The sequence below is a fragment of the Shewanella avicenniae genome, assembly GCF_017354945.1.
Lineage (GTDB): Bacteria > Pseudomonadota > Gammaproteobacteria > Enterobacterales > Shewanellaceae > Shewanella > Shewanella avicenniae.
On record NZ_CP071503.1, the window covers coordinates 4,080,194 to 4,093,260 of the forward strand.

The 13,067-nt window shown below is 50.1% G+C and carries 12 protein-coding genes; 7 read left to right on the forward strand and 5 right to left on the reverse strand.

Annotated features, from left to right (window positions below):
• Window positions 1-198: 198 nt before the first annotated feature.
• Window positions 199-2,238, reverse strand: coding sequence for an oligopeptidase A (gene prlC, locus JYB87_RS18090; RefSeq protein WP_207354811.1), 2,040 nt, complete (start codon window positions 2,236-2,238; stop codon window positions 199-201).
• Window positions 2,239-2,494: 256 nt separating this feature from the next.
• Here prlC and JYB87_RS18095 point away from each other — a divergent pair, with 256 nt between their 5' ends.
• From JYB87_RS18095 to mog, 6 genes are all read left to right on the forward strand, one after another.
• On the forward strand, window positions 2,495-3,187 hold the full coding sequence (locus JYB87_RS18095; protein WP_207354812.1) for a hypothetical protein: 693 nt from the start codon (window positions 2,495-2,497) through the stop codon (window positions 3,185-3,187).
• Between the two features lie 71 nt (window positions 3,188-3,258).
• Entirely contained in the window at window positions 3,259-3,714 is a 456-nt protein-coding gene (locus JYB87_RS18100; protein WP_207354813.1) for a hypothetical protein, read from the forward strand.
• A gap of 144 nt (window positions 3,715-3,858) precedes the next feature.
• Entirely contained in the window at window positions 3,859-5,214 is a 1,356-nt protein-coding gene (gorA, locus tag JYB87_RS18105; RefSeq protein ID WP_207354814.1) for a glutathione-disulfide reductase, read from the forward strand.
• 160 nt (window positions 5,215-5,374) lie between these two features.
• Window positions 5,375-5,866, forward strand: a complete 492-nt coding sequence (locus JYB87_RS18110) for a C40 family peptidase (protein ID WP_207354815.1) — start codon at window positions 5,375-5,377, stop codon at window positions 5,864-5,866.
• A 156-nt stretch (window positions 5,867-6,022) separates the two neighbouring features.
• On the forward strand, window positions 6,023-7,165 hold the full coding sequence (locus JYB87_RS18115) for a GGDEF domain-containing protein (protein WP_207354816.1): 1,143 nt from the start codon (window positions 6,023-6,025) through the stop codon (window positions 7,163-7,165).
• A gap of 96 nt (window positions 7,166-7,261) precedes the next feature.
• Window positions 7,262-7,792 (forward strand): molybdopterin adenylyltransferase, encoded by a 531-nt coding sequence (gene mog / locus JYB87_RS18120; protein WP_207354817.1) that lies wholly within the window; start codon window positions 7,262-7,264, stop codon window positions 7,790-7,792.
• Window positions 7,793-7,854: 62 nt separating this feature from the next.
• On the opposite strand, the gene JYB87_RS18125 is transcribed toward mog, so the two are convergent.
• On the reverse strand, window positions 7,855-8,523 hold the full coding sequence (locus tag JYB87_RS18125; RefSeq protein ID WP_207354818.1) for an arginine N-succinyltransferase: 669 nt from the start codon (window positions 8,521-8,523) through the stop codon (window positions 7,855-7,857).
• A gap of 160 nt (window positions 8,524-8,683) precedes the next feature.
• A complete protein-coding gene (locus tag JYB87_RS18130; protein ID WP_207354819.1) occupies window positions 8,684-9,400 on the reverse strand; it encodes a carbonic anhydrase in 717 nt (238 codons plus the stop codon).
• A 258-nt stretch (window positions 9,401-9,658) separates the two neighbouring features.
• Here JYB87_RS18130 and JYB87_RS18135 point away from each other — a divergent pair.
• Window positions 9,659-10,815 (forward strand): IS3 family transposase gene (locus tag JYB87_RS18135; protein WP_207354820.1). Its coding sequence is split into 2 segments (ribosomal slippage): window positions 9,659-9,896 and window positions 9,896-10,815, totalling 1,158 coding nucleotides; the frame shifts between segments, so codons are not numbered across the junction.
• A gap of 504 nt (window positions 10,816-11,319) precedes the next feature.
• Here JYB87_RS18135 and JYB87_RS18140 read toward each other — a convergent pair.
• Together JYB87_RS18140 and JYB87_RS18145 are read right to left on the reverse strand one after the other, a co-directional pair.
• Window positions 11,320-12,087 (reverse strand): SDR family NAD(P)-dependent oxidoreductase, encoded by a 768-nt coding sequence (locus JYB87_RS18140; RefSeq protein ID WP_207354821.1) that lies wholly within the window; start codon window positions 12,085-12,087, stop codon window positions 11,320-11,322.
• Between the two features lie 111 nt (window positions 12,088-12,198).
• On the reverse strand, window positions 12,199-12,963 hold the full coding sequence (locus JYB87_RS18145; protein WP_207354822.1) for an SDR family NAD(P)-dependent oxidoreductase: 765 nt from the start codon (window positions 12,961-12,963) through the stop codon (window positions 12,199-12,201).
• Window positions 12,964-13,067 lie beyond the last annotated feature (104 nt).

Consider the following 13,067-nt stretch of genomic DNA (forward strand, 5'->3'; position numbering starts at 1 on the left):
GTCGGTCCCTGTTATCTGTGCGCCATACTCGTGTGGCGAGCGGCAAATAGATGATGCAGCGGTTGCTAATCAAGCTGCTAAAGAATCACTTTGCATGTTGTACTGGTTTAACCAGTTTGAGGCACTTACACGTTAGTCGCATAAAACAACGGCGGCTGCATTGTGCAGCCGCCGTGATTATGGGTAAAGAGCGAGGTTTTAAGCGGCAATTCCTGAGTGGCGCAGCAAGGCATCGATATTCGGTTCGCGGCCACGGAAGTTAATAAACAGGGTCATTGGCTCTTCGGAACCGCCCTTTTCCAGAATGTTATGCAGGAAGTCACGCCCAGTCTGCTCGTTGAAAATGCCCTCTTCTTCAAAGCGAGCGAAAGCATCGGCCGATAGTACTTCAGCCCATTTATAGCTGTAATAACCTGCGGCATAGCCACCAGCAAAGATGTGGGTAAAGCCGTTTTGGAAACGGTTAAACGCAGGCGGGATCAGTACCGCCACTTGCTGACGCACTTCATCGAGCACTTGCTGTACTCTTGCACCTGCCGCTGGGTCATATTCATGATGCAGACGGAAATCAAACAGCGAGAACTCAAGTTGGCGTACCATCGCCATGCCCGATTGGAAGTTTTTCGCCGCGAGCATCTTATCCAGCATCGCTTTTGGCAGTGGCTCACCACTCTCATAGTGGCCAGAAATCTCTGCCAAGGCTTCCTCTGACCAACACCAGTTTTCCATAAATTGGCTTGGCAGCTCGACCGCATCCCAAGCCACACCGCTGATGCCAGATACGCCATCCACATCAATCAAGGTCAGCATATGATGAATGCCGTGGCCAAATTCGTGGAACAGGGTGGTTACTTCATCATGGGTAAACAGCGCCGGCTTGTCGCCTACCGGGCGGTTGAAGTTACAGGTCAAATACGCCACCGGCTTTTGTAGGCCATTTGCGGTTTGACGGCGGCTACGGCAAACGTCCATCCAAGCGCCGCCACGTTTGCCTTCACGCGCGTATAGATCAAGGAAGAAACTGCCGCGATGAGTGCCGGCTTCATCGATGATATGGAAGAAGCGCACATCTTTGTGCCATGCATCAAAGGTTTGTTGCTCTTCAACGCGCATGCCGAACAGACGTTTAACAGTGTAGAACAAGCCGTTCAGCACTCGATCTTCTGGAAAGTAAGGGCGCAGCTCTTCTTGAGAGATTTCGTAGGTGTGTTGCTTGAGTTTTTCGGCATAGAACGAAATATCCCACGCGGCTAACTCATCCACATCATAATGCTGTTTGGCGAATGCTTTCAGCTCGGCTAATTCTGCTTTGGCTTGCGGTTTGGAGCGTAACGCGAGTTCATTCAAAAAGGCGATCACCTGCGCTGGGGTTTCCGCCATTTTGGTGGCGAGTGATTTGTCTGCGTAGGTATCAAAACCCAGCAGTTGCGCTAACTCATGGCGCAGCGCCAGAATTTCATCAATCACCGGTGAGTTATCAAACTCGCCAGCATTTGGCCCTTGCTCCGAGGCACGGGTGCAGTAGGCACGATACAGCTCTTCACGCAGCGCGCGATTATCGCTGTACATCATCACTGGCAGATACGATGGGATATCAAGAGTGAATAACCAGCCCTCTTTCTCTTTGGCTTCTGCCATCGCTTTGGCAGTCGCTACCGCTGATTCTGGCAAGCCTTTCAGCTCCGCTTCATCGGTAACCAGCTTGTGCCACGCGTGGGTCGCATCCAGCACTTGGTTGGCAAACTTGCTGGTCAGTTCAGATAAGCGTTTTACAATTTCGCCATAACGCAGTTTTTGACTATCTTCGAGGCCAATACCCGACAATTCAAAGTCACGCAGCGCATGTTCAATCACGGTTTGCTGCGGCTTGCTTAAGCTGGCAAAACTGTCAGATTCGTGCAGCGATTTGTAGGCTTGATACAAACCTTGATGTTGCCCAACGTAAGTGCCGTATTCCGATAACAGCGGCAAACACGCATCATGCGCCGCGCGCCAGCTGTCATTGCTCACCACTGAGTTCATGTGCGACACCGGCGACCAGATTTGACTTAATTCATCATCAACTTGCTCTAACGGTGCTACCAGATTGTCCCAGCTGTATGGACCACCACAGGCCAATACCTCATCGATTTTACTGCGGCAGTTGGCAATCGCATGCTCAACCGCAGGCTGAATATGTTCAGCTTTTAATTGCGAAAATGGCGGCAACTCATGAGTGCTTAGAAGTGGATTAGTCATGCTGGTTCCTTGCGCGTTGTAATGCGGATATGCCGTTATAGATAAGGGCTATTGGCGGAGTTATCAAGGTATTCCACACGATTGCCGTAACAGATTTCACCTATGCCCCCTCAGACAAGGTTAATTGCGTCACAAATTGCAAAGAATCTGGCGACTTTTTCAGCGCAAATTGCAAAAGTGCCACCGAGTTAGCGTATTACGCCTAAAATATTATCGATAATGCGGTTTATTCTTATTTAGATTTGAGACTGATCAAATGCGTTGTCGATGGTTAAGTCTGTTGTTATGCGTCATGGCATGGAATAGCTGGGCCGAACCAAATACTAGCACTTACCTTGATTGGGAAAGCCGCTATATCTCAGAAGGTCGTGACAACCTGCCCAGAGGTGGCATCGTTTGGAGCGGCATCGATTACCAAAATGGCGCTTTGGTGCTGTTTGAAAGCCAAGGCGTTGCCAGCAGTGAAGACTTTGTCGAGTTTAATATCGGCATCGGCTATCAGCAGCAACTGGGGGATTGGCTGCTGACAGGCAGCTATACGCGACTGGAGTTTTTTGGAGAGGAACGCTGTCACGATAACGAACTGGCGCTTGCAATCGACTATCAAGCATTTGAATGGCTCACCCCGTCACTGCTCTACACCTATTCAACCGAAGCCGATGGCGCTTTTGTTGAGCTGTCACTTGTCGGCAATTGGGCGGTGAATGACGCCATCAGCCTGCATCCATACCTGATGCAAGGCTGGGATTTTGGCTTTGCTACCGCCGAGCATAACGGCAGCAACAACCTGCAGTTTGGACTGATCACTGAGCTGGCGCTATCGCCTAAGGTTAGCCTGTCTTGGCATGTGAGCCGCACGATTGCGATGAACGATATCCAACATGAACAAGGCAATCAGTGTGAACAGCAGCAAACCTTCACAGGCCTTGCCTTAGCCTACGACTTCTAGTTGGCGCGCTCGCCGTCCTCCACCTACACTTGCTAAAGCCACAGGATCGTGGCGGTTTAGGAGGACAAGGAATGTCACCACGTATCGCAATCCTAGCAGCCTGCTTGCTGCTGACCACATTTAGCGGAGCAACTAGCGCTGAAAAAACCTCGCCGTTAACTAACAACACGCCGCTCAAACAAGCTCAAGATCAAGCACTTGATGCCGATGGCAAGCCGTTGCCCATGCCACAAAACTATGCGCCCGCGCTGGAATACCGTGCCAAAGAAGCCAAGGTTAACCCGGTCAAAGTGAATGCGCCGAAATATAAGCCACCTCGTTCTAGCCCAACGGCAGCCATTGCCGATGATCCGAGTTGTCGCTGGCTCAATAGCCGCATGAGTGAACTGCGTAAACGGCTAAAATCTGGCTCTCGACTGGTGGAATATCTCACTGAGGAGCTGCAACAATACCGGCAGCAATGGCAATGCCTTAAATGTTCTGCCGCGGGTCCTGCGGCAGGCGACCATGCGCGCTGTGGATTGTAACCGGCTGTTGCTGGCGAGGGGGCAAGGCTGGCAAGGTGTGCCAATTCTCCCTACAATGGCTCACATTAACCGGCTGATGTGAGCCACATTTGCTGCCCGCATTGGTTGCCCACCTTAGCCCACCCCAAAGTAATGGAGTAGAACATGGCACAGCATTTTGACTATATCTGCCTTGGCGCAGGAAGTGGTGGTATCGCTTCCGCCAACCGCGCAGCTATGCGCGGCGCAAAGGTACTTTTGATAGAAGCCAAGCAACTCGGTGGCACTTGTGTCAACGTGGGTTGCGTGCCGAAAAAAGTGATGTGGTATGGCGCTCATATTGCGGAGGCGATGAAACTTTATGCCGCCGATTATGGGTTTGATGTCAGCATCAATAAGTTTGATTGGCAAACCTTAGTCAACAGCCGCGAAGCCTACATTGAGCGCATTCATGGCTCTTATGAACGCGGTCTGAGCAACAACAAAGTCACTGTGGTCAACGGCTATGGTCGTTTCGTCGCGAATAACACCATTGAAGTGAATGGCGAGCAATACAGCGCCGACCATATTCTGATCGCCACCGGCGGTGCGCCGACCATCCCCAATATTCCGGGAGCCGAATACGGTATCGACTCTGATGGCTTTTTTGCCCTCAACGAGCAACCGAAACGCGTGGCTGTTTTAGGCGCTGGGTATATCGCGGTCGAAATCGCCGGCGTGTTGCATGCACTCGGCAGCGAAACCCACCTGTTTGTACGCAAACATGCGCCTCTGCGTAACTTTGATCCTATGTTGTACGAAACTTTGGTTGAAGCAATGGCTGCCGATGGCCCAACACTACACACCAACAGCGTACCTAAATCGGTCATCAAAAATGCAGATGGCAGCCTGACGCTGACACTCGAAAATGATCAGCAATATGATGTGGATTGCCTGATTTGGGCGATTGGCCGTCAGCCATCAACTGACAACATTGGCCTTGAAAATACCGCGGTAGAACGTGACGAACGCGGCTACATCATCACCGATGCGCAGCAAAATACCACCGCCGCAGGCGTATATTGCGTGGGTGATATTATGGCAGGTGGCGTTGAGCTTACCCCAGTGGCAGTCAAGGCTGGGCGTCTACTGTCTGAACGTCTATTCAACGGCATGAGCAACGCCAAAATGGATTATCAGAACATTCCAACGGTGGTCTTTAGCCATCCCCCCATCGGCACCATGGGCTTATCTGAGCCAGAAGCCAAAGCCCGCTTCGGTGAAGACAAAGTCAAAGTCTACACCTCAAGCTTTACTGCAATGTACACCGCGGTGACCTCCCATCGCCAACCTTGCAAAATGAAGTTGGTCTGCGTAGGTGAAGAGGAAAAAGTGGTCGGGATTCATGGCATCGGCTTTGGCATGGATGAAATCCTGCAAGGCTTTGGCGTGGCCATCAAGATGGGCGCAACCAAAGCCGATTTCGACTCAGTGGTCGCGATTCATCCGACTGGCGCTGAAGAATTCGTTACTATGAGATAACCAATTGAATTGATTAAAAAGGTCGCTTTGGCGGCCTTTTTTATTGCCGCGAAATTCAATTCACATGTCGCAAGCGATTGATGGCTTACAAGCCATTGATTCTGTTCAAAACCCGGTTGAACTGCTAGCCTGAAGCAGAAGTCATTCGGGGGTAAAGGTTATGGGACGTCGGATTTGGGGATTACTACTGAGCTGTTGTCTGCTGGGGTTAACCGGCTGCAGTAGCAAACCCGAACCAGTCGCCGTAGCCAGCACGCAGGCCGCTCCCTCACCTGTTGCAGTGCAGGCATTGGCGGCTATTGAACAACAGTGGCGTGGCGTGCCCTATCGCTTTGGCGGCAGCAGCAAACGCGGTATCGATTGCTCGGCCTTTGTGCAGCTAACTTACCAACAACTGGCCAATATCAGCTTACCCCGCACCACCGAAGCACAAGCGACTCAAGGGCAAGCGGTGCCGTTATCTCAATTGCTCAGCGGTGATTTAGTCTTCTTTAAAACCGGCTGGCGTAGTCGTCATGTGGGGATTTATCTGAGTAATAACAATTTCATGCATGCATCCACCAGCGAAGGCGTCACCGTGTCATCACTCAATAGTCCGTATTGGCGCGATACCTTTTGGCAAGCGCGGCGAATTGTGACCAAGACGCCGTAATTGCCCCGATACTGCAGCTCCTGAGCGACAACACAAACAGCCATATACTCGGCCGCAAACTGCCGATATGATAGTTTAATAATTAAACAGGGACGTGCGCATTTTCGCAGGGAATGGCTAAGTCAACACAATAACAGCAAGCTGCGATGGCGAGCGATGCCAGCCACTCTATTTGAGAAGCTAACGGTGACCCTAAAAAGCATATTCGACAAACTGCACCGAGATACCGCTATGCCGCAGCAGCCTGCGGATTTTAACAGCTGGTATCTGCACGCCAAGCTGCCGCAAATCCGCTACATCGCGCTGGTCACCACTATGCTGTATCTGATTTACAGCGTCGCTGAATACCATGTCCTGCCCGATTACCACGTCAAACGCTTTTTACTGCATGGCATGCTGGTGCCCGCCACTATGGCCAGCGTAGGCATTTTAACTCATTTTCCGCGCCATCATCGTGCCATGTTGTGGTTGCTAGTGCTGGCGCCGATTGCGGCGAACAGTGTCAATATTTACCTTAACTTCGATGCTGGCTTATTCAGTTATTTCTCGCCAGAAATCTATCTCAGCATCATGTGGACCTTTGCCATTTCAGGGTTACGCTTGCGCCATGCGCTGGTCTCTGCCGCCTGTAGTTGCTTGGTGATTTCGATTCCAATGTTCACCTCTCAACTGCCCGCAGCGTTTGTGCAGTTGCATTTAATGTGGCTGTTTTCCGCCTTCAGTTTTGGCTTTGTGAGCGCGTTAGTGCTGGAGAAGGTGCATTACAACCTCTACCAAAAGCAGATGGAATTAGCGTTATTGGCAAGCCGCGATCCACTGACTCAACTGTGGAATCGGCAAAAAATGGCGACGCTGTTTACCCAAGAAAAACAAGCCGCAAATGTTCACCAAGCGATGTCATTGATCATGATTGATATCGACCACTTTAAGTCGGTGAACGATGAATTTGGCCATGAAGCAGGTGATATTGTGTTACAGCATTTCGCCCGTCTGTTAGAAAATAACGTGCGTAAACAAGATCATGTTGGCCGTTTTGGCGGTGAAGAGTTTGTCATCATTTTACCCAACACCAGCGGCGGCGAAGCCTTAACCGTGGCGCATAAGCTGCAGCAAGCGATTAATCAGTACGACTTTCCCACCGTTGGCCGTAAAACGGCCAGCATGGGCGTGACCGAAGCGGTACATCGTCACGAACCACTGGCCACCATGATGCATCGAGCAGACTGCACGCTTTATCAAGCCAAAGAGCAAGGTCGCAACCGCGTGCTGTTCGCCGATATTGGGGTATCGCCGGCCTAATTCCCCGCTTTGAGCAACACGTCAAACAGGCTCTTTAGCAACGATTATGGTATCGTGACGCCTTTACACTGCCGAAATAAGATTGTGGAGTAGAGCATGGGAAAAGCCAAAATCGGGATTGTCACCGTCAGCGACCGCGCCAGTGCCGGTGTCTATGAAGATCTGTCGGGCAAGGCAATTATCGATACCCTCAATGATTACCTCACCAGCGAGTGGGAACCGGTTTACCAAGTAATCCCCGATGAGCGTGACGTGATTGAAGCGACCTTGATCCGCATGGCCGATGAAGAGGGCTGCAGCTTGGTGGTCACCACGGGCGGTACTGGCCCGGCGAAACGCGATGTCACCCCAGAAGCCACTGAAGCTGTGTGTGATCGGATGATGCCAGGCTTTGGCGAACTGATGCGCCAAGTGTCGCTGCAGTACGTGCCAACCGCGATATTGTCGCGTCAGACTGCCGGATTACGTGCAGATACGCTGATTGTTAACCTTCCCGGTAAACCAAAATCGATCCGCGAATGTTTGGATGCCGTATTCCCTGCTATTCCTTACTGCATCGATTTGATGGAAGGCCCTTATTTAGAATGCAACGAAGCGGTGATGAAACCGTTCCGCCCAAAAAAATAAGCAGCTGTTAACTACAAAAACGTCGGCACAATTGGCCGACGTTTTTCTTGGCGCATCACGCGCTATTTACGCAATTTAATATAAAGCTCACCCTCGCGGATCTGAATATCCTCCACCCCATCGGCAAAGGCATTCCAAAAGCCACGATCGCCAAATTCACTGACTAAATTGACGTTCTTCATGTTTCCCAACCAAGCGTTGGGGATAGGTACGCCCATTAAACTCACGCCCACCAAAGCAACCACCGGACGACGGTTTTGATCTAGGTGGATATCAAGTCCGGCATTCACTCGCAAGATCTGTCCCGCCATGATGGGGAAGTCCTGCGGAATAGGAATTAACACCTTGGCGCTGGCCAAGTTATTGGAAAAATCGAGCGCCACCCGTTCTGCAAAATCAGGGCTGCGACCAATAATCGCATTTACCTCTTTTTCGCTGAAAGTGACTTGGCGTTTATCGTCTGACTCAGAGTAAGGCTCTGGCGTTAACTTGCCGTCCCGCGATGCTTTGCCACCACTCTCACTCTGCCAACCTAGTACCTGCAATTTAGATTCGAGCTTACGTTCCGCCTTTTGATCTAAGGTCACCGGAGTAAAGGGTTGCGGGAAAATATAGGTGCGAATAACGAAATAGCTGAGTGCAATGGTGACGATAACGGTTGCCAAAAGCATCAGTAACACTTGTGCACCGCTAAAGCCGCGCTGCAGTTTCATCAAAGAAATGGAAGGCATAAAGTGGCCCACATCAACAATGGAATAGCGCCATCTTAACGCTCTGCGAAGCCAGTTGGCAAAGCCAGCAGGCTTTTCGCTGTTTATCGAATTATATCTTTGCCAAACAAAAGGGGCTGATACTTCAGCCCCTAACGTCAAGCATCACATCTACATTCGCTTATTTCACTAGTACCACTCGCGCATGTGGCGCTTGCACTGGGCGGTTGTTATGCCCCATGGTATCAGTCAGCACCTTTTGTTGCTCAGCCGACAGCGCCTTAGCATCCTGCATCACAAACCAACGCACCCCTTCGGTACAAGGCGGGGTCGTCAACGAACCGTTAAAGCGATAGTAATGTTCAGTGCTTGGCAGCATCTCTTTAACGTCGAAACTCTTAGGTAATGCTTTCGTCCCTTTGCCGCTAGGAATAGCAGCCGCAAGCGCCGCCAACGCTGGGTTATCCGCACCAGCGTCAAACATCACCGCCACAACGGCCAGGTTGCCTTGTTTGTCTTGGTTAACAAAGTGAGCTTCTAAAGGATATTGTTTACCTTCAATTAAGTTTTCTGACGGTGTATGAAAGTGAAACTGCTTTAGCTCAAATACATCGCCATCCACGGTTAGGGTGTTCGTGCCAGTTACTGAGGCTTGCAGCGTATGGCCGTTGTTGGTCAGTTCAGTCACTTGCCCCGCATAGTTAAGCTCCAACGCAGACAGCTCTGCCTTGACCGCTTTGGTCACATCGATCGGGCTTTGGTTAACGCCCGCAGCACAAGTGCCAGCGATATCCCCCCAATGCTCAGGCCCATGATGGCCGCTGTATCCCCAATCAGATGCTTGAGCAGCACCGCTAAATGCCAACATAATTGCAGAAGCTAACAGAAAATTTTTCATGTTTTCACCTTTAGTAAACCGCCGCACCGAAAAGCACCTTTGAATAGCCCTGCGGATAGAAGCGTATTAAGTCTTGCAGATTTTTATAACCGTTTAGGTTTAGCTCAAAATGGCAAATTTGCGCGTTTTAGCGTTCGATAACAAAACAAGTAACCGCTTCCCAATAGCTGATTAGCGCATTGCTTAGGTAATCCTTGAATCGCCACTGATTTCCTAGACACCTTTTAGTTAGATAAACTAGCTAAAAAAGAGGTGTCCATGAGCCATAAACGTTACCCCGAACAATTCAAAATCGAAGCAGTTAAACAAGTCACTGTTGCTGGCTATTCTGTTGCTGAAGTTGCTCAGCGTTTAGGTACTACCACACACAGTCTGTATGCCTGGATTAAGCGCTATGGTCCTGATTCCGAGGAACACCTTCAGCAATCTGCTGAGTCCGCCGAAATTCGACGACTACAAAAAGAGCTTAAGCGCGTTACTGAAGAACGTGACCTGTTAAAAAAAGCCGCGGCGTACTTCGCAAGCCACCCCGAGTAAGATACGCCTTTATCCAAGAGCATCATCACAGCCACTCTGTACGACAACTGTGTCAGCTATTTGATGTTCATCCGAGCGGGTATTACGCGTGGAGGAGCTGCGCAAAGTCGAAGCGACAACGTGACAATGAACGACTTACAGGTCAACTCAAACAGTGTTGGCTTGAGTCTGGTGGCGTCTATGGATACCGCAAACTTCATCGAGATCTGCGTGATCTTGGTGAGCAATGCGGTATTAATCGCGTACATCGCCTGATGCAGCGAGCGGGATTGCGAGCACAAGTTGGTTATCGCAAGCCTAGAGCTCGTAGTGGTGAGCAGCATGTTGTAACACCAAATCGTTTAGAACGGCAATTTAACCCCTTAGCGCCGAACAAAGCGTGGGTGACGGATATTACCTATATCAAAACACATGAAGGTTGGCTCTATCTTGGCGCAGTGATGGACTTGTTCTCACGTCGCATTATTGGTTGGTCAATGGGCAGTCGTATCACCAAAGAGCTCGCGCTAGATGCTTTATTAATGGCGGTATGGCGTCGTAAACCTGATGGCAAAGTGCTGGTTCATTCAGATCAGGGAAGCCAATACACCAGCCATGATTGGAATGAATTTTTAAGTGCTCATGGCTTGGAAGGTAGCATGAGCCGTCGAGGCAATTGCCATGATAACGCCGTAGCCGAGAGCTTCTTTCAACTGCTGAAACGTGAACGAATTAAGCGAAAAATCTATGCGACAAGGGACGACGCAAAGATGGATGTGTTTAATTATATTGAGATGTTTTACAACCCAAAACGACAGCATAGTTCCAATGATGGGCTATCACCGTTAGAGTATGAACGTCAGTATTTTAATGAGGCTAAAAGTTGTCTAGTGAAGTAGTGGCGATTCAGGTAATTATTCAGGTAAACTCACAAATGTTATCTGCACCGTTGATAATCATCTACGTCAGCGAACAGCAACAAATGAGATGAAAATAGCGGAAGCACAAAAAACACTTGCTAGATTCTGCCGAGAACGAAATCCAAGTATGTCAGCAGCATTTAACCATTTAATATCTATAGTAAGCGCAGAAAAAAACCAACGCATCAACTCCATGCATTTCTACACGGATCTCGTCGAACTATCATGCAGCCTCGATACGGTAGATGCTGAATAGCAACGAGCCGACGCTTAGCGCCATGGATAGCACGCGGCAGCCTTCTGGGACGAATTCACGGCGTGACGGCAATTGCTATTCAGCAATCAGGCAAAACTATCAAGCAAAATGAACCATTATTAGTTAACCAAACTAACCAATAAGTCTGTAATTGCGAAAAACTCCGCCGCAAAGCGCGCAACAAAAAAGGGCCAAGCGGCCCTTTGTAAATGTCACCGTCGCGCGAATTAACGCGCCAAGAATCCACCATCCACTGGCAGATAAGCACCGTTGACGAATGACCAAGTGGAGGCAGATACTGCGGCGACCACAGCGCCGACTTCTTCGGGTTCACCCATACGACCGATAGGATGTGCTTCATCCAAGGCTGCACGGGATTTTGGATCTAAGTTACTTTCCAAACCGGTTTTAATAAAGGCTGGGCCAATGGCAATCGCCCGAATATTTTGCGAGGCATAATCCACCGCGACCTGTTTGGTTAAACCGACGATAGCGTGTTTAGTAGCAACGTAGGGACCTAAGCCAAGGAAGCCAACTTGGCCAAGAATAGAAGCAATATTGACGATAGTGCCGCCTTGGCCGTTGTTTTGTTGCATCGCTTTAATTTGCGCCCGCATACCGTAGAACACCCCATCTAAATTCACTGAGGTGATTTTGTGCCACAGCTCGTCGCTCACCTCTGCCAATGGGGTGGCCGGTGGTGCGACACCCGCGTTGTTACAGGCGATATCGAGCCGACCATATTGGTTCACGGCGTATTGCACCAGCGCTTCGGCATCGGCGGCTTTCGAAACATCGGCACGTTTAAAGGTGGCGGTACCGCCGTTTTCAGCAATCAATGCCGCGGTTTCTCTACCATTGTCTTCGTTGATATCAGAGACCACGACCTTAGCGCCCGCGTTACCATAATGCAGTGCGATTGAGCGACCTAAGCCTGCACCGGCGCCGGTCACGATAGCCACTTTGTCTTGTAAAAATTGATTCGTGTTAGACATATTTATGCCCTCGCTTTTTGCAAGGTGTTAAAGCTATCGTTCAACACCTTACTGTATGATTTGGAGTTAAAAATTTTGTTAACTGCCACAGCACATAGTGGCAATTAGGTGCTAGTGAGCAGTTTGACCACCATCGACTAAGTAAACTTGGCCAGTGACAAAGCTTGCGGCTGGAGAACATAGGAACAAGACAGTACCGCTCATTTCAGCAGGTTCTGCTGGGCGGCCGATGGGGCTGTTGGCCATCAAGGCTTCAACAAATTTAGGGTCTTTTAACCAACGTTCGGTCATAGGGGAAGCAACGAGACCTGGCGCCAAGGCGTTAACACGAATACCTTGGCGAGCGTAATCCAGCGCAGCGGCTTTGGTTAAACCGACCACCCCGTGTTTCGCGGCCACATAGGGCGCCATACCGGGATCGGCCACCACACCAGCGACTGACGCAGTGTTCACAATCGCACCACCACCGGTTTTCAGCATGGCTTCGATCTCATATTTCATGCTGAGGAACACGCCTTTCAGGTCAACACCGATTACGCGATCAAAATCCGCTTCGGATTGTTCAAACAGTGGAGCTGTGGGTGGCAGAATGCCGGCATTATTAAAGGCTGCATCGATTTTGCCGTATTGTTTAACAGCAGCAGCCACCAAATTTTGCACCGATTCGGCTTGGCTAACGTCGGTTTTAACGTACAGCGCACTGCCGCCGTTATTCACAATCTCTGCCACAGTTTGTTCGGCGCGAGGATCAACGTCGCCTATCACCACATTGGCACCTTGTTCGGCAAAGGCTTGCGCGGTGGCTTTACCAATCCCTGTTGCAGCACCGGTTATCACCACGGTTTTACCTGCATAACTTAATAAATTTGTACTCATAACATCACCTTTCCATTGACGGCACACTGGCCAACGCAGTCTTCGCGCGCTAGGTGCTGATTGATGCTGAAGTCGGTCGAGCCAAACTGAATTTGCCTGCATTG